The sequence below is a fragment of the Lactobacillus colini genome, assembly GCF_017874575.1.
Taxonomy (GTDB): Bacteria; Bacillota; Bacilli; order Lactobacillales; family Lactobacillaceae; genus Lactobacillus; species Lactobacillus colini.
In genome coordinates, this window is sequence record NZ_JAGGLU010000005.1 from 1 (window position 1) to 17,202 (window position 17,202).

17 protein-coding genes are annotated in these 17,202 nt (G+C 37.5%); all 17 read left to right on the forward strand.

Translation table 11 applies throughout. From position 1 onward, the window contains the following. A partial coding sequence (gene terL, locus J2Z60_RS05225; RefSeq protein WP_209686630.1) for a phage terminase large subunit occupies positions 1–1,250 on the forward strand: 1,250 nt, incomplete at its 5' end. Between the two features lie 12 nt (positions 1,251–1,262). Next, positions 1,263–2,666 (forward strand): anti-CBASS protein Acb1 family protein, encoded by a 1,404-nt coding sequence (locus tag J2Z60_RS05230; protein WP_209686631.1) that lies wholly within the window; start codon positions 1,263–1,265, stop codon positions 2,664–2,666. Continuing rightward, positions 2,663–3,481, forward strand: a complete 819-nt coding sequence (locus J2Z60_RS05235) for a phage minor head protein (protein ID WP_245328728.1) — start codon at positions 2,663–2,665, stop codon at positions 3,479–3,481. The genes J2Z60_RS05230 and J2Z60_RS05235 overlap by 4 nt, the downstream gene beginning before the upstream one ends. Before the next feature lie 44 nt (positions 3,482–3,525). Beyond that, positions 3,526–3,861, forward strand: a complete 336-nt coding sequence (locus J2Z60_RS05240) for a LysM peptidoglycan-binding domain-containing protein (RefSeq protein ID WP_209686632.1) — start codon at positions 3,526–3,528, stop codon at positions 3,859–3,861. A gap of 1 nt (position 3,862) precedes the next feature. Then, on the forward strand, positions 3,863–5,002 hold the full coding sequence (locus tag J2Z60_RS05245) for a DUF2213 domain-containing protein (protein ID WP_209686633.1): 1,140 nt from the start codon (positions 3,863–3,865) through the stop codon (positions 5,000–5,002). A gap of 13 nt (positions 5,003–5,015) precedes the next feature. Beyond that, complete coding sequence (locus J2Z60_RS05250; protein ID WP_209686634.1) at positions 5,016–5,582, forward strand: structural cement protein Gp24; 567 nt, start codon at positions 5,016–5,018, stop codon at positions 5,580–5,582. Between the two features lie 17 nt (positions 5,583–5,599). Beyond that, positions 5,600–6,496, forward strand: a complete 897-nt coding sequence (locus tag J2Z60_RS05255) for an encapsulin (protein WP_209686635.1) — start codon at positions 5,600–5,602, stop codon at positions 6,494–6,496. A 10-nt stretch (positions 6,497–6,506) separates the two neighbouring features. Then, positions 6,507–6,899, forward strand: a complete 393-nt coding sequence (locus tag J2Z60_RS05260) for a DUF4054 domain-containing protein (protein WP_209686636.1) — start codon at positions 6,507–6,509, stop codon at positions 6,897–6,899. Then, entirely contained in the window at positions 6,896–7,510 is a 615-nt protein-coding gene (locus J2Z60_RS05265; protein WP_209686637.1) for a hypothetical protein, read from the forward strand. The genes J2Z60_RS05260 and J2Z60_RS05265 overlap by 4 nt, the downstream gene beginning before the upstream one ends. A gap of 10 nt (positions 7,511–7,520) precedes the next feature. Then, positions 7,521–7,922: a hypothetical protein gene (locus J2Z60_RS05270; RefSeq protein WP_209686638.1), complete on the forward strand. Its 402-nt coding sequence runs from the start codon at positions 7,521–7,523 to the stop codon at positions 7,920–7,922. Then, positions 7,912–8,421 carry a phage neck terminator protein gene (locus J2Z60_RS05275; RefSeq protein ID WP_209686639.1) on the forward strand — a complete coding sequence of 170 codons (510 nt, stop codon included), beginning with the start codon at positions 7,912–7,914 and terminating at the stop codon, positions 8,419–8,421. The genes J2Z60_RS05270 and J2Z60_RS05275 overlap by 11 nt, the downstream gene beginning before the upstream one ends. A gap of 9 nt (positions 8,422–8,430) precedes the next feature. Continuing rightward, complete coding sequence (locus J2Z60_RS05280) at positions 8,431–9,555, forward strand: DUF3383 family protein (protein ID WP_209686640.1); 1,125 nt, start codon at positions 8,431–8,433, stop codon at positions 9,553–9,555. 20 nt (positions 9,556–9,575) lie between these two features. After that, positions 9,576–10,016: a phage structural protein gene (locus tag J2Z60_RS05285; RefSeq protein WP_209686641.1), complete on the forward strand. Its 441-nt coding sequence runs from the start codon at positions 9,576–9,578 to the stop codon at positions 10,014–10,016. 43 nt (positions 10,017–10,059) lie between these two features. Further along, a complete protein-coding gene (locus J2Z60_RS05290) occupies positions 10,060–10,434 on the forward strand; it encodes a hypothetical protein (protein ID WP_209686642.1) in 375 nt (124 codons plus the stop codon). Continuing rightward, positions 10,394–10,651 carry a hypothetical protein gene (locus J2Z60_RS05295; RefSeq protein ID WP_209686643.1) on the forward strand — a complete coding sequence of 86 codons (258 nt, stop codon included), beginning with the start codon at positions 10,394–10,396 and terminating at the stop codon, positions 10,649–10,651. The genes J2Z60_RS05290 and J2Z60_RS05295 overlap by 41 nt, the downstream gene beginning before the upstream one ends. A gap of 56 nt (positions 10,652–10,707) precedes the next feature. Further along, entirely contained in the window at positions 10,708–16,167 is a 5,460-nt protein-coding gene (locus J2Z60_RS05300) for a tape measure protein (RefSeq protein ID WP_209686644.1), read from the forward strand. A 14-nt stretch (positions 16,168–16,181) separates the two neighbouring features. Further along, positions 16,182–17,201: a LysM peptidoglycan-binding domain-containing protein gene (locus J2Z60_RS05305; RefSeq protein ID WP_209686645.1), complete on the forward strand. Its 1,020-nt coding sequence runs from the start codon at positions 16,182–16,184 to the stop codon at positions 17,199–17,201. The last annotated feature ends 1 nt before the right edge of the window (position 17,202 follow it).

Here is a 17,202-nt window from a genome sequence, read left to right on the forward strand (position 1 = left end):
CACCACAGCACGGAAAGAGCTTATCTATCACTAAAACGTTTGGTGCTTACTACTTGCTAACACACCCAGAAGCAAGAGTTATGGAGACAGCTTACGCTTTCGGCTTATCTGGTCAATTTGCTACAGATAATCGGCGTAAGTATATCAAATGGGCTCATGTTTTTGGATTAGATATAGGCAAGAATACTGCCAATGAGTTTACGGTAAAAGATCATCGTGGGAGTTTTGTGGCTACATCTATGTTAGGTGGTGCATCAGGTATGTCAGCAGACTTGCTAATTATTGATGATCCTGTAAAAAACTCGGAAGAAGCAAGCTCACAGACCATCAAAGATAAAATATGGAACGAATGGAACTTAACCTTCTATCCACGGCTCCAAAAAGGCGGGTCTGTTATAGTCATCATGACTAGATGGCAGCAAGATGACCTAGCAGGACGATTATTAAAAAAGATGTCTTTACCATGGGAAGAGATTAAATTACCTGCTATCGCAGAATTAGCTCCAGGTGAAGTAGATATTATAGGACGACATAATGGTGAAGCCTTGTGCCCTGAATTACACAGCTTAAAAGAGCTGAAAATCCACAAGCACGACATGGGGACACAAAAATTTACAGCCCTATATCAACAAAGCCCCACTATTCAAGGTGGTAATATCTTTAAGCGCGAGTGGACTAAGTTTTATGTCCCTGATAAAGAAACAATGTACAAGCTTGGTCTGACTGAAAAAGAAGTAAAAATATTACCGCGTCACTTAGATGGATGGTGTCAAAGTTGGGATGCTACTTTTAAGAGTGGCGAAAATGATGACTTCGTAGCAGGTCAAGTATGGACTAGAAAGGATGCAGACTACTTTTTTATGCCTAATTCGGTGCACGAAAGATTATCTTTCACTGAAACACTAGATAAAATTAGGTATTTAACGAGACTTTATCCACAAGCAAGAAGCAAATACATTGAAGACAAGGCTAATGGTTCTGCCATTATAGATACTTTAAAAAGTGAAATTGGTGGAATTATACCTATTGAACCTGATGGAGGTAAAATTGTCCGTGCTAGTGCAGTATCACCTTTATGGGAGTCTGGCAACGTCTATGTACCGCACCCACTTTGGAAACCTGAAATTGAAGATTGGCTAGAAGAAGTATATTCCTTCCCTAATGCACCACATGATGACCGTGTGGACGCAATGACACAGGCTTTAAACAACATGAAAATTAGAAAATATCATGGTCCACGGTTTATTTAAAGGAGGTGAAACATGGGACTATTTGATGTATTCAAGCCTAAAAAAGAGTTCAAGGTTGACTTTATGGACTATGACAGTCGAGGGCGTACGTTTGCTAAGTTTGGTAGCATTCGACCGCAGCCGTTTCATGGTCAAGAAATGGATTATGATACGCTAGATAATCTGTATAAGCGTAATGGTATAGCTCACACCATAGTAGCTAAGCCAGCTCAAGATGCGACTAGAAACGGCTGGCGCTTAATCATTCCTGATAATCCTACTAAGCAGGCAGAATATCAAAAAGCATTAGATGCACTTGATTTAAAAAAAGTACTTGCACAAGAGGTTATATATCAGAGAAAACATGGTGATGGTTATATTACTTTTGGCGTTAAGGAAAATATACCAACATCGTTAAATCAGCCGCTAGATCCTCAAAATATACGCAGTATCTCTTTCATTCATGCCTTTGGAGAAAATCATGTAAGGAAAAATCTTACTAATGATGATCCAACAGGAGAAGATTATGGTAAAGAAAGCGCCGTTGTATTAGATCCTCATCAAAGCGGAGATGAGATAGACAATCAAGGTAATGTAATACCGAAAACAACGGTTTTAAAGCCAGTAGTCATCGATAGTAGTCGATACTTCCACTTGTCGCTAGATAAGATGGAGGATGACTGGCACGGCACATCCGTGCTTGAAAAGTGTCTAGATCCACTAAAAACACTAGACACTGCTTTATATTCAACTGGCAAGATTTTGTATGAGTATACATTAAAAGTTTTAAATAGCCGTTCTATGGCAGAAGAAAATGCTGCTGATTTTGAGAGAGACAAAACCAAGCTAGAACAAGGAATGTCTACAGAAAGTGTTGTCGTTTTAAATGATGTTGACAGACTGAGTAAATTATCAACACAAACGTCCGGAATTAGCGAATTGTACAATTTTGCTTGGCAAAACATATGTACTTCAGCCGAAATTCCTAAATCCGTATTGACTGGCGAACAAGCTGGTACCTTGGCGGGGGCTAGTCAAGATGTGGTCAACTACTATGACTCAATTAAGGCTTTTCAAGAAGAATATTTGAGACCACAAATCGAATATATTATTAAATTGCTTATGTGGGCTAGTGATGTTGCCGGAGGTAGTGAAGATCCTGAAAAATTGCATTGGAAGCTTGAATTTAATCCGCTATATAGCCCAGATGATAAGACTCAAAGCGAGACATTAGTTAATTATGCTAATGCTGCAGCGACCTTAGTCAACGCTGGTATTAAAGCCCCAGATGAAGCGGCTAAGCTCATAGATGGTCAAGATAATAACCAGATTAGCGGAATGCAAGCCACTAAAGAAGATAGTCTAGATATAAGTGATAGCGATGTTGAAAGATTTAAATCTGATATCATTAAAAAGATTGAAAAATTTAAAAAATGAATAAAAAACTAAATGATAAAGAAATCAAAAAGATCACTAGAAATGTACCGCCTACCAGGTATCCATTAAAAATAGAACAATGGTACGAAAGGCAATTAAAAAAGCTAGTTAAATCATGGCAAACTATAGCTCAAAGTATTGTAGATGTTTATATTTCTAAGAATATCAAGGGCGGTAATGTATTTCTGAAAGATGATAATTTTACTGGCTACCCTAGTTGGATCGAAAGCCTATCTTTATATTTTGCAATTATGAAGTCGACCATAGAACATAGTCAAAGCGATGTATATTTAGATAATTTAACTAAGCAATTTGTTAAATCTGTTGATAGCTTTAGCTTTAATAATGTAAAAGTACAAGCGAAAATAGCTGGTATTGATCCTATTAAGAGCAATAAAGAAACGGCAGCTTATGTTAAGACTCGTATACAGGAAAATACATCTCTCATCAAATCTATGAGAAATGATTACATTGATAAACTACAAAATGATATATATGAAAGTATTACTAGTGGAGATGGTGTAACTGGTCTGACTAAAAACATTGTTAAGCGTACAAATATGAGTTTAAAGCACGCCTCGCTGATAGCTAATGACCAAACGGGCTCAATTATCAGTGACTTAGACTCGTACAGGGCAAAAACAGCTGGTGCAAAGTCTTATATATGGCAATCCGTAGAAGATCAAAGAGTTAGACCGAAACACCAAGAATTAAATCAAACAGAGCAACAATATGATGATCCTAATGGTGGAGATAATGGTCAAAGACCCGGTCAACCAATTAGGTGTCGTTGTGTTGCACTACCAATCTTTTAGCGCTCAATAGAGTGCTTTTTTGTACACAAAATAGGAGGTTTTACATGGAAGATACTAAAAATGTGGTCAAAACTGACCAAGTAAGTAATGTAGATGAAACAGAAACTAAACCTTTAGATACTCCAATTAAGCCATTGGTTACTCCAAAGGTAACCGCACCAATTGAAGTTAAACCACCATTGAAGGGAGGTGAAGCTGTGGATAACTCAGTGCATAAAGTAGCTAAAGGTGAAACATTGTTAGATATTGCTAACAAGTACCACATTGGTTATGAACAATTGCGGTATTTTAATGGCTTAGATAAGCTCAACCCACGAATTAAAGAAGGGCAAGAACTTAAAATTCCAACTAAGCCCGTTGCAGTTCCAGTAGGCAAATAAAATGCTTACTAGGTACGATTCTGCACCTATCAATAATTTAAGGCTAGACCAACAAACTGGCTACTTACATGCTGATAATGTACCTATTGCTAGGGTTGGTGTCTTCCCTTACATAAATGCTAAAGGGCAGGTAACGATGGAAGCTAAACTTCCGGATGATTTACTTACGGATAGCACCATCGAAACAGCTAATAGCAAGCCTATAACAGAAGATCACCCCAAAGAGGCTGTAAATTCCCGAAATTCTGAAAAGTACATGAAAGGATTTACAGCCGACAATGCACATGCTGAAAATGGGATGATTAAAGTTGATATGACTATTACCAATAAGGACTTAATAGATAGAGTACTTAAAGGTGATAAACAAGAACTATCTATTGGATTTTCTACTAATAATTACCCAGTAAAAGGGAATTATAAAGGGATGACATATGACAGTATTCAAAAAAATATTCAAATTAATCACATTGCCGTAGTAAAGCGGGGGCGTGCAGGGCATTCTGTTCGTTTAACTGGTGATAGTGCAGAAATGCTGATAGAAGATGAAAGCGAGGAACAAAAATTAATGGAAACTACTAAAGTACATGTTAACGGTACTGATATTACCGTTGCATCACAAGACGTAGATAAGCTTATGAAGCTTGACTCTGACAATTCTGACTCTAATAAAAAAATTGCAGAATATGAAGCTAAAATCAAAGAGTATAAGTCTAAAGTTGCTGCTTTACAAGCCAATGCGGATGAAGCGCAAGCTAGCGCAGATAAATCACAAGCTAAGGCTGATTCTCTTGACAAGGAATTAGCAACTTATAAGTCTAAATTTGAAGGCGATGCCTTAGACAAGGCTGTTGAAGAACGAATGAATTTAATTAAGGTCGTTAAGAGCTATGTTGGAGATTCATACGATTTTAAAGGTAAATCCTTAGAAGACATGAAAAAGGCAGCAATTAAGACTGTTAATGATTCGATCGACCTTGATAATAAGTCAAATGAATATGTTAATGCCTACTTTGATTCTATGGTAGCTAACCGTAAGCCTAGCTCAGTAGTTGGCTATACTGGTGCAGAAATTAAGGGCGATTCATTGAGTGACTTAGAATCTAAGGCTATGGAAGCTCGCAACTCTATTTACAATTATTAAGGAGATGATATAAATGGCTATTTTAGATGACCCAGAATTATATTCTGATGGTAATTTGAGTGCTGGTAAGATTGCAACCCTTGAAAATTACAGTATTAACACTGTTACAGCTGGTGCAGATTTAAAGTTTGGTCAAGCAGTTGTTATTAAAGACGGTCTAGCAGTACCAGCTACTAAGGCGCCTATCTTTGGCGTTGTATTGAAGCGTCAATGGACAGAAAGTATCGACTTTGTACCTGAAGAAATGGAAAATGACCACTGGTATAAAGGCAATGCTGTTGATGTGCTGCGTGATGGAACAATTGCAGTACCAATCAGTGAAGATGTTAACGAAAACGAAAATGCCACCGTTGATGCAGATGGTAACTTTAAGGCGGCAAGTGCTGGCGATAAGATCGTAGGTGTCTTTTTAAGCTCTGGTGATAAGGGCAACACAGCTATCTTACAAACTCGTGTTGTCTTTGATTCTGCTAATGCTGACAATAACTCAGGTAACACTAATCTAACCGCACCAGACGTAAAACAAGACCCTTCAAATAAACAAGCTGCACCAAGTGGAACACAAGAAACAGGTAAGTAGAAAGGAAGTAAGTATTAATGCCTTATAATATGAGTTTAATTAGTAAACGTGATTTAATTGCATTAGATACTCATATCTATCAACAAGCAAAAATTCAATTAGCTGGGCGTTCCTTATTTAAGTCATTCCCAGTACCAAGAACCGCATCATCATATGGTTATGATGTAATCAAAACTACTGGTAAGGCACGCCGTGCAAGTGAAACTGGTAGAAATACCGATACGCCAGTAGGTGACGAAACAAGGGTACGACAATATATGCCAATGACCGAATGGGAATACGGAATTGAATATACTGACATAGAATTAGAAGAAGCTAATGCAGCTGGTGATACTCAATTTTTAACTCGTCGTGGTAATCAAGCTATGCGAGCAATGGCTGAATATGAAGATAAAGTTATCTTTAATGGCGTAAAGGATGACAATATTAACGGTATTACCAGTTCAAAGGATAAAACTGGTTTTCAAGAGTTAAAGCCGGAAAAAATTCTTGAAGAAATGAGTGGCGAACAGATGCTAAATTACTTCAAGAAAGCATCTCACTTAATAACTGACCTCGGATATTCTAATGATAAGCCTGTACTTTTAGTTACCGCTGGTATAGAAACATTGCTTGATACTTTTTACAACGAATATAGAGACAACAGTGTTGAAGACTATGTAAAGAAATACTTTAAGGAAGTTAGAGTTATCAAAGAACTTGAAGCTAAGTATACAGGTAGAAAACAAGATATGGCTTTAGCTTATCTTGATGATGCTGACACTGCAGGTATTCCTACAGCTATTCCATTGGAAAGAGTATATCAAGAACACTTTAAGGCACGCACTGAAATCAAATATCACGAAAAATTTGGCGGTGTTGTAGTGCGTTATCCAAAGCATTTTGTACAAATGCCAGGTTTAACTAAAGCCTAGAGGTTAAAAAATGAATCCACTAACAACTTTAGAAGAGGTCAAGGCAACCGCACCAGAGTTAACAAGCGATAAGTCTGATGAAACTTTAACAGCACTTATTAATGATGCAACAATTCAGGTTTTAGCAGATGGATTCCCAGAATATGTTAATCAGGGTCGTGTAAGAGTTCCGATTCAAGAACTAGCTACTAGGTATATGACACTACATCTTGCTTCGATGGACTCAGAAGCGAGTGCTAAAGGTATAGCCAGTGAAAAGGTTAGCGTTATTGAAAGAACTTATAGATCAAAAATTAATGTACAAGGGTGGCTAAATACTTCAACTTGGGGACAAATGTACTTACGCTTGTACAAACAGTTTGCTAATGGCGGACGCGCACATGTGGCGGTGATCCAGCATTGATTAAAAGAGAAGGTTATAACAACTGGGATAAGGTTTTTGAAGAGTTAAAAAAACTTAATGAATATCAAGTAGCTGTTGGTTTCTTTGGAGAAAGAAACAGTCGATTATTAACAATTGTGAGAGCTAATGAATATGGCGCTCATATCGTCCCTAAAAAAGGTAATTGGCTAACTATTCCTACCAGATATGCCAGGGGCGATGATGGGTTACCTAAAAAGCCAAGTGAAATAGAGGGCTTACGTAGATCAAATAAAAAGAATGTACTTTACACTAAAAGTAAAAATGGCAAAATAAAAGTTTATTTTTACTTAGTAAAAGAAGTTACTATACCATCAAGACCTTTTATGAGAACTGCCTTGCTTGAAAATGGGGCAACTTTTAAAAGATTAATTGAAAAAGGTGTTAATAATATTACTTTTGAAGGCGGTACAGCTGATAAATTACTAAATCAGTTAGGTACTACAGCAGTAGCTTTAATGAGGCAGTCTGCGATTAGACTATCTAAGCCAGTTAATGCTCCTGCAACTGTTGACTATAAGCGGTCTAATAATCCTTTAGTAGATACTGGTAACCTACAACGCTCAATCACTTATAAAATTATTCCAATTTAAGGAGGGTAAAATGAGTTTTTACATTGATGTTAAAGGGATGCTTAAAGACTATGGTACTGATATCAAGGTATATAAGCCGAATGATACTAATGACAATCATAATTTTCATTTTGTAGCTGGTATAAGAGATTCATCAGAAAATGAAGATTATGAAGCCCCTGAACTCAGACATGAACCATTTTTACCTAATAGTAATAGTTCGGCCCAGTTAGCCCAACTTTTAAGTGGTGGGGCTAGCATTCAAGGCGATTATATCTGGCTTTCAAGTGACAAATATCCTATTGGAACAATTGTAGAAAGTGAAACACAGGGCGGTAAGTATAGAGTTATTAGCTATTCTAATTATCAAGATTATTCGAACTTAATAGTTTATGAACTGAAAGGGGATAAACAACACCCAGATGGTATATAAACAACCAGAGCTAAAAGACCAGTATCTTTTAGCTTTTATTTTGGGCAAGCTTGTGAATGTGGTTTGTGATTGTGACCTTATTTATCAAAATCAGGTTAATGAAAGAGAGCAATATCCTTATGTAACCTACAATTTTATTTCTCCGATGCAGGAAGTTACATCTGATTGGTTAGGTAAGGTAAGACCCTTTACTTGCTTGTTACAAATAGATTGCCACGCTCACGAACCATTTGAAGCCAATCAAATGGCTACTAAGCTGAATGACGCCTTACACGATGAAATGTATAGGCATTTTTTTAATCAAGCTAAAATTGTCCCTCAGATAGTAACCAATACACAAGATAGAACTTCTTTAGCAGGAATTAACTATGACTGTGACTTTGGCTTTGATTGTTCTTTCGAGGTTTTAGGTGGCATTACATATAAAAAAGAAGAATTAGATTTTAATCCAATTCCTAATACAACAATAAAAACTATAGATACTACAGAAGAAAATTAGGAGGTATATATGTCAGATACAGTAACAGCAGTTTCGCCTTTTAAGCGGAATTCAGACATTGATGTGTTACTTACTATTGTTAAGCCACGTCCATTAATTGGATTGGGCAATATTTTAATTTTGACTCAGACACCAACACCAAGCGCCTCAGCTGGCGAAAATTCCACACCTAATAAGGCAACTAAAGTAGCTGGTTTGTTGATGTCAAAAACTGATGCTGAAAGTGGCGCAGTTTATAAGGAATACGCTAATGCGGACGCAGTTGAAGAAGACTATGAAAAAGATGCTAACGTAGCAAAGAAAGCACATACTTACTTTGCACAAAAAAATGCATCTGATAGAGTAGCAGTTTTAAGCTACCCAGCTGGTAAACTTGATGTCGCATTAAAGAACTTTTGGTATAACAATTGGACGTTTGCGATTTTTGCAGACAATATCTTTAACGATGATGTAACCAATGCATCTAATATTTTCGAAGTTAATAAGGATCACTTCTTGGTACTTCAGTCAAAGAATGTTGCAGACTATGAAAGCATTGTCGGGCAAGATTATACTATTGGTCTTGTACACGATACTAAAGAAGCAATGGACGCAGCTTTTATTGGAGCTATTGCCTCTAAGACTGTTGGTTCAGTAACTTGGAAGTTTGCAGAGCTTGAAGAAATTACACCAGATGATTTAACCGTATCTGAAAGAGCAACCATTGATACAGCTCACGCAATTTCTTACATTTCTATCAATGGTAGAGGACAAACTACAGAGGGCTGGACTTTATCAGGTGAATATATTGATAATCTGCACGGTGATATTTGGATTAAATCCAACATTGAAGCTGAGTTACAAAACTTGCTCCAAACCAACGATAAGATATCATACGACGCAACTGGTATTAGCTTAGTTGCATCTGTCGTAACCAGGGTTCTACAAACAGCATGGGAACATGGAATCATTTTAACTGATGAAACTACTGGTAAAGGTGATTACACAGTTACTACTACTCCACGTTCTGCTCAATCAATTTCTGACATTTCTAAGCGTCATTATGCTGGATTATCATTTAGATACCACAGAGCGGGCGCAATTCACACTGTAACTGTAAACGGTACTATTCAATCAGATACAATTACTGCTTAATAAGGAGGTTTTAAATACATATGGCAAACGCAAATTCCCCACAAACTGGGTTAATGGCAACCTTTAATGGTGCAGATTCTACTATCGTTGTTGATGGTAATGTAATGGTCGGATATGCTGCTAGTGGTGATATTGTACAAGTTACATGGGACAACGATCGTGTTTCTGTAGATACTGATGTTATGGGTACTTCTGTAGCATCACAAAACAATAAGACTAGTGCGACTATGACACTTAACCTTAATCAAATGTCACCATCTAACAAAGTGTTAATTGACTTATATAATCGTGGTGTTAATGGTCAAAACTTCGCAGTGGATGTAAGAAACAGTGCAGAACATGTATATGGTACACACTGTTACATTGCTAAAATGCCAGAAGTAAATAGCGGTGAAAAGGCTGGAACTAGAGCATGGCAAATTCACTTGCTTAACGCAGAAATTGAAAGCATTTTAGATTAAATATTTAGTCAAATTTTAGGAATAATTAAGGGAGATTATATAAATGGCAGTAGCAAAGAAAAATGCAACTCAAAAGTTAGCAGATCAATTAGCAGAACAAAAAAAGAAGGCTGAAGCGGCTGCAATTCCTTCAAAATTGGGTAATACACGTATCATTAAGATTCATAAAGGAAAAGAAGATGAATATGAACTAATGCTTCGTTATCCTGGTACACAGATTGCGATGGAAATTTTAGACGACTGTATGAAGCCCGGCGAACAAGGTTACTTCCGATCAGTATTTATGAATGATGTCATTTCTAATAATGTAATCGTACAACCAGTAATTAAAAGCGTTGCATTTTTCGATGAACACCCTGGATTAATTGAAGCGTGCGATGAGATTATGGATTTTATCGCTCAATTTCTCAACGATTAACTTAGATAGAAATCAGATTAATAAAGTTGCTGATAAAGTTGAAACTCAATTAAGACTAGCTATACATGGAGTACCATGGGAGCTTTTAGAAAATGCAAGCCAAGATCAGTTAGCTGTTATAAGTGAAGTGGTAAGCAGAAACATTACAGACGATGTAAAAGCTAGTGCTAATTCTGTTAGTTACGGCATTGGGCAGCTCTTTAGTCAAAATAATTAACAAAAGAGCATCACTAATCTAAGTGGTGCTCTTTTTTGGTAGAAAGGAGGTTATAAATGGAATCTACAGCACATGAGGGATGGAATTTAAGTGCGCATGTTGATTTTAGCGAAATTGAAAAAGCTAATCGACAAATTGGGGGCTTATTTAAAAAATTAGGTCAAGCGGACAAAATGTTTAGTGGCATGCATGCCCCTACTAAAATACCTACTACAATCCATCAAATGGATACGGCTACCGCATCACTTATTAAGCGCTTAGATGCAGAGGGGAAGACCTATGAAGCTAATAAGCAAAGAGTTTTAGGCTATTCGACTGCAATAGAGCGGCTTAATAAAAAGCAAGAAAATCTAGAAAAAAACCTAGAAAAAATTGCCACCTCATCTGGTGAAGTAAGTGCAGCGTATAAGCGTCAGCAAGTAAGGATTAATGAAAACGCAACAGCTATAGCTAAATATAGAGGTGGAATTAAAGAAGCTCAGTCTGCCATGGATAAGATAAGGCCTACACCTTTTCAAGTCTTGAAATCCAAGCTGGCTGAAACAAATAAAGAAGCGGGAAAAACTCACTCTATTTTTAAATCTGTATTTTCTGCTAATGTTTTGAGTACTGCCGCAACATCATTATTTGGAAAATTAAAAAACGGTATTACGTCAGCTTTCAATGCTGGTAAAGAGTTCAATGAACAACAGCAGACTATGAATGCTACTTGGCTTACATTAACAGGAAATGCAAGTAAAGGGCAAGCCATGGTTAAACAAATCAATGACATGGCTTTAGCTGCTCAAAACTCTACAGAAATGGTTGATGGGCTGTCCCAGAAGTTTTACGCCATCAATAAGAGTGCTAGTCAAACAGGCAGGCTGACCAAAGATGTTTTAACTTTGCAAGATGCGTTCGGCAAATCTGATGATGCTGTAATGAATTTCGGTACTCAGTTTAGTCAGATGTTGGCTAATCAAAAGGTAAGCGCACAGGACATGCTGTCCTTCGTTAACGTATTCCCCGAGTATCGTAGTCAATTATTAAAGACTTATAACCAGCAAAATCATACCAAGCTATCTATGAAGCAATTTAACGATGAAATGTCTAAAGGTAAGGTATCATCTAAAATTGCTGTAACAGCGTTAAATACGCTATCTGATAGCTATAAGAATGCAACGGGTAACTTTACTAAAACTTTACCCGGTATGCGAAGGGTTATCCAAGCTAACGGCAAACGAATTGCAGGCGAACTAACTAAGCCGTTTACAAATATGAAAAGCCCGTTTGCCTCTGCAGTATCAAAGTGGGTCTCTGATAAATCCACAATGAAACGCTTTAGCACATTAGGTAACACATGGGCTACTGGACTTAATAACTCAATATCTAAGGCACTAGGTGGACATAATGTTGCCACTAATACTACAAAGTTCCTTAATAAAACTTTAGATGCTTTAAACAGCAAATCAAAAAAGTTTTTTGGCTGGCTTGGTAAACACGCAAAAGACATTGGAACTTTGACAAGTAGCTTAATTACCATAACTGGTGAAGTTGGCAAAGCAGCTTGGAAAGATTTCAGTACTATTATTGTATCTATTGGTAAAGCTACAGGTTTAATAAGCAAAAATTCTAAAGGCGATACGCTGCACCAACTAGCAGAAGGGGCTAAATCTTTATCTAAGAATAAGACAGCTATTAAATTAATTGCTGATTCTATTGTCACAATTGCTACTGTAAAAGGAATTAAGGCGGCTACTAATCCGTTAATTAGTCTTGGTTCTGGTGCTCTAAAAGGTTATAAGAACATCATAAAACTTAAAGATGCAATTCTTGGAGTAGGTAAAGCAATTAAAGCTGTTAAAAACGGGGAATCTATTCTTAGTGTCCTTGGCGAAGGATTGAGTAAAAAAGGTGGGTTGACTGGCTCTATTGGCAACTATATGTCAGATATCGCCAGTGGTGCAAAACTTAGTCCATTAGCTAAATTCAAGAGCATGAAAGCTAGCGGCAAAGTTTTAGGCGGCACTGCCGGTAAGGCATTTGGGATAGCAGGTACAGCCCTAGAAGCTGGAACATCTATTTATCAAGCCTTTAAAGATAGACACTCTGCAACAAAAAGAAGTCGTGATATTGGTGGTGGAGTAGGTTCAATCGCTGTCGGTGCTTTAACGAGTTTAATTCCCGTTGTTGGTCCTATGCTAGCCCCAGTAGGTGCATTTGTTGGCAAAAAGGCTGGCGAAATTGGTGGTAGCTGGGTAAATAGCTTTACTAAAGGTATTCAACGAAAGAAGCCACCCAAAAAATTCTGGTCAATGGAAAACTTTGGGTATTCTACAAAGACATTCTTTGCTGATTTTGCTTCTGATTGGAATTCATTTTGGGGCAAACGTGGCGATGATATGAAAGCCTTTGGTAAGTCATCAAAGAAATGGTTTAGCAATGTTGGAACCAGCTTTAACACTGGTGTAAAGGACATTAAAAAGTGGTTTAATGACCTTCCATCAAATATAGGTAAAACTAACAGTTCCATAAAAGAATGGGCTAAGCAAACTGGTGACAATATCCATAAGGGCTGGAATAAGGGTATTAAGGCTAGTCATAACTTTTTTAAAAATCTTCCATCTAACACTCGTAAAACCTTAGCAAAAATGAAATCTAGCTGGAGTGGTTTCTGGAACTCAATGCCAAGAAAATGGAACTCTTTTAAGAGTAAGTTTGGTAAAGGCTGGAATTCATTCTGGAATAAATCCAATAGGCAGGCTAAGAGCTCATGGAATAGGACTAAACGCAATTGGAATAGTTTTTGGGGCTCGATGCCTAAAAAATGGAATACCTTTAAGTCAAGTTTTGGTAAAAGTTGGAATTCATTTTGGAAGAATACTAAAAAATGGGCGTCTGATTCCTGGAATGGAACTAAGAGAAACTGGAATAATTTTTGGAATACTTTACCTAAAAAATGGAATACCTTTAAAAAGGATTTTGGCAAAGGTTGGAACTCATTTTGGGGCGGCGTTAAGGTCGGCTTCGATGATACTTTTGGCAAAATTTCTAGCGCTTGGAATAATTTTTGGAATGGTGCAGGTAAACATTTAGGAGATTTTGCTAAATGGGTAGGTAACTCTTGGACTGGCACTAAAAACAACGTTAAAGCATTTTTGAATGATGTTAACTACGCACGTGGTGGTAGTCAACACAAGTACAAGTACGATAAAATGCCATCTCACGCCAAGGGTGGCAAAATACTTGCCACACATGGGGCGCTTGTCGGCGAAGAAGGTCCAGAACTTGCGTATAGACCAATGGGCAACGCTCGCTTACTCGGTGTTAATGGTCCAGAGATTGCAAAAGTACATTCTGGTGAACGCATTCTCAACGCGCGTGACACTTTAAAAGTTATGAACGGCGGTTTGGGTAGAGGATTAATCTTAAAGGGCTATGCTAAAGGAACTGATAAGCCTGCGCAAGCTGTAAATGCAGACTATAAGACCTTATCTAATAAATCTTCTCAAACGCTGGTTAAATTGGCACGTAAGAGCTTAAATGTTTGGCAAGGTATAACCAAGCACACTAAGGGGCAATCTTCTAAGACTCGTCAAGAAGCCGTGTCTAACTTTAGTAAGATGACACGTTCAATTGACAAGCAGACAAATAAAACTAATAAGAATACAGTTTCAGACTTTACTTCAATGCGTAAGGGCGTTAACTCACAAATGAATAAACTTCATGATGGAGTTATAAGCCTTGGCAATTCCACTTCAAAAGGTTTTGGTAAAGCCTTAAACAAGATGCACGACTATGCTAGAAGTGCAATGAGTGACACTATCGACCAGATAAATAAGGGTATATCTGGGATTGATAAAGTTTTAGGTCAATTCGGTGGTAATACTTCAGTTATTAAACCTGTAAAGTTTGCTACTGGTACTGATGCCAATGGGCGCTTAACTGAAAATACCCTAGCTATGCTTAATGATGCAGAAACTGGTCCGCGTCAAGAAGCTGTAGTTACCGAAAAGAATGAAATTTTCTTGCCACAAGGTAGAAATACAGTAATGCCTTTGAAAAAAGGCTGGGGTGTCTTAAATGGTACTCAAACTCAGCAATTAGGATTAAAACATTTTGCTAAAGGCTCTGGCGTAAGTCATGAAGAGCTGAAGAAAATTGCAGCTAAAAATGGCGAAAATCCAGCTAAAAGCTTTAAGCAGATGTTTAGCTCATTGCTTACACCCGGCAAGACTGTACTATCAAAAGGAACAAACAACTTAGTACAAAGCTCATCCGCTCAGTATGGTGTTCCTTGGAATAATGCAATGTGGACAGTAATTAATAATGCTATTGGTGGTGCTACTGGCAAGGGTGGCACTAGAGAAGCATTTTTAAAGTATGCTGAAAGTACTTTTGCTGGTGTGCCTTATGTAATGGGAGCTATGAGTAAAGTTGCATCTGACTGTTCTGGTATGGTTGCACAAGCGTTAAGCCATTTTGGTATTAATGCCGGTCGATCAACTGTTGATATGCAAAACTCCAGTGCTTTAGAGTATCTTGGTAAAAATATCAGTAAGACTATACCAGGTGACTTAGTAATTTTTGGTCATGGTACAGGCGCAGCAGGACACGTAGGAATTATCAAAAATCCTGAAACAGGTACTATGTTCAATGAAACTCCGCCAAGGGCTAGAGTAACTAATGTTTCTGACGATATGAGTATGGGTTATGGCTTTTACAGAGTAAGAGGGTTGCACAATGCAACTTCTAAGTCTAAGACTATGAAGGCTGATAACCACTTGATTACTTTAGCTAAAAATCAACTTGGTAGGTCTGCTATTAGTTGGATCAAGAAAAATCTGGGTGATGAAGGCTCACTAGGCGGCAATATTAACGGTGATGGTGTACAGCGTTGGGCAGGAACTGTTAAAAAGATTCTTGGCATGCTGCATCTGTCAACGTCTAATGACATGGTTAATAGGGTCTTACGTCAAATTCAGACTGAATCTGGTGGTAACCCTTATGCAAGACAGCCAGGAGCAGACCCGGACGGTGATGGTTCTGGTCCAGCACTTGGATTAATGCAAACTAAGAGAGCTACTTACGAGGCTTTTAAGCGTAAAGGTGATACAAGCGGTATATTTAATGGCCCGTCTAATATTTATGCCGGTTTAAACTATGCTAAGCATAGGTATGGCAGTAGCCTTAGTTATTTAGGACAAGGGCACGGCTATGCAAAGGGAGGTAACCCACCACTTCATCAAAAAGTATTAGTTGGTGAAAAAGGCCCAGAAATTGCTGAATTTAAGCAACCCGTACACATTTATGATTCTAATGAATCTAAAAAGCAGCTTGGAATTGATAATTTAGCTAGGCAAGTACCTAAAGTTATTAAATCTAAGCCGCAACAGCCAGTCGTTAATATAAACATTAATGGCAATATTTCATCTGAAAGCGACGCTAATAATGTTGCTCAAATTATAGCAGACAAGATTACTGATTTATTCACTCGGATTGGAGACGAATTTGGTACAGATCCATCAATTATTTAAGCTAGGAGGTAAAAATGTCAGGCGTACAAGTAGGGGTCCCTAAAAATGGACCTCATGACAGCACTATCTTTGGATATCGTTTAGAAAATCCTAAACCTTCTAAGGCTGTAAGGGATGCACAAAAAAAGTACGATAAGGTAAAGCAACAATACGATAAAGCTGTATCTAATAGCAAGAAAAAGCAAAATTTAGTTGATAAGCTTGCTAAACAAAGATCAAAAGCGAAAAGCCCAACAGAAAGAAGTAGAATCCAAAGGAAAATAAACCAAGCGGTTAAGGCAAGAGATGGCTATGATAAACGCTCTAATATTTTGAAAAATGCTAAAAATGCGGCTAAGAAAAAGTTAGATAGGGTTAAGAAAGACGATAATCGTGCGTACACTTTAAAGCAGGTTACTAATAAGGTTAGCGAACATGCTAAATCATTCAGAAATGAAGGTACAGCAGCAATTTATCAGAGTAGTGGTGACGATGATACTGTTATTTACATTGCGCCTACAGAAAATGAATCAGATGATACAGCTTCTAATATCACAAGTTGGCCAGTAGATCAGGGCTCGCCAAGATCAGATCATGCTCGTATAAGTTCAAAAACAATTACAGTTTCAGGACTTATTAAAGGCGAGACTATGAGTGATTCTTTAGCTAAGTTTGATACTTTGAGGACTTGGAACTCACGACACTATGAATTGACTTATAAAGGCAATATTTACTATAAGCATTTAATTATTTCAGACCTACAGCGATCATATAAGAGCTATGAAACAGACATAGCATGTTCCATAACTTTTCAGTTCGTCTATGCAGCTGAAATCACTACATCATCAAAAAAGACTAAAAAGAAATCATCTAAGTCATCTAAGACGGTTAGTGGTAATCGTAATAAGAATTACACCGCAATTACTGTAAAAGGTGGGGATACTCTTTGGGGGTTATCTCAAAAATACGGCAAACCAGTGTCATGGTTGCAGAAAGTAAACAAAATTAAGAATGCTAATTTAATTTATGTTGGTCAAAAGTTACGTGTGAGGTAGG

What these genes read in the sequence shown, in the direction of transcription:
- J2Z60_RS05230 (WP_209686631.1), top strand. Translation starts at nt 1,263, where the DNA reads ATGGGACTATTTGATGTATTCAAGCCTAAAAAAGAGTTCAAGGTTGAC.
- J2Z60_RS05235 (WP_245328728.1), top strand. Translation starts at nt 2,663, where the DNA reads ATGAATAAAAAACTAAATGATAAAGAAATCAAAAAGATCACTAGAAAT.
- J2Z60_RS05240 (WP_209686632.1), top strand. Translation starts at nt 3,526, where the DNA reads ATGGAAGATACTAAAAATGTGGTCAAAACTGACCAAGTAAGTAATGTA.
- J2Z60_RS05245 (WP_209686633.1), top strand. Translation starts at nt 3,863, where the DNA reads ATGCTTACTAGGTACGATTCTGCACCTATCAATAATTTAAGGCTAGAC.
- J2Z60_RS05250 (WP_209686634.1), top strand. Translation starts at nt 5,016, where the DNA reads ATGGCTATTTTAGATGACCCAGAATTATATTCTGATGGTAATTTGAGT.
- J2Z60_RS05255 (WP_209686635.1), top strand. Translation starts at nt 5,600, where the DNA reads ATGCCTTATAATATGAGTTTAATTAGTAAACGTGATTTAATTGCATTA.
- J2Z60_RS05260 (WP_209686636.1), top strand. Translation starts at nt 6,507, where the DNA reads ATGAATCCACTAACAACTTTAGAAGAGGTCAAGGCAACCGCACCAGAG.
- J2Z60_RS05270 (WP_209686638.1), top strand. Translation starts at nt 7,521, where the DNA reads ATGAGTTTTTACATTGATGTTAAAGGGATGCTTAAAGACTATGGTACT.
- J2Z60_RS05275 (WP_209686639.1), top strand. Translation starts at nt 7,912, where the DNA reads ATGGTATATAAACAACCAGAGCTAAAAGACCAGTATCTTTTAGCTTTT.
- J2Z60_RS05280 (WP_209686640.1), top strand. Translation starts at nt 8,431, where the DNA reads ATGTCAGATACAGTAACAGCAGTTTCGCCTTTTAAGCGGAATTCAGAC.
- J2Z60_RS05285 (WP_209686641.1), top strand. Translation starts at nt 9,576, where the DNA reads ATGGCAAACGCAAATTCCCCACAAACTGGGTTAATGGCAACCTTTAAT.
- J2Z60_RS05290 (WP_209686642.1), top strand. Translation starts at nt 10,060, where the DNA reads ATGGCAGTAGCAAAGAAAAATGCAACTCAAAAGTTAGCAGATCAATTA.
- J2Z60_RS05295 (WP_209686643.1), top strand. Translation starts at nt 10,394, where the DNA reads ATGAGATTATGGATTTTATCGCTCAATTTCTCAACGATTAACTTAGAT.
- J2Z60_RS05300 (WP_209686644.1), top strand. Translation starts at nt 10,708, where the DNA reads ATGGAATCTACAGCACATGAGGGATGGAATTTAAGTGCGCATGTTGAT.
- J2Z60_RS05305 (WP_209686645.1), top strand. Translation starts at nt 16,182, where the DNA reads ATGTCAGGCGTACAAGTAGGGGTCCCTAAAAATGGACCTCATGACAGC.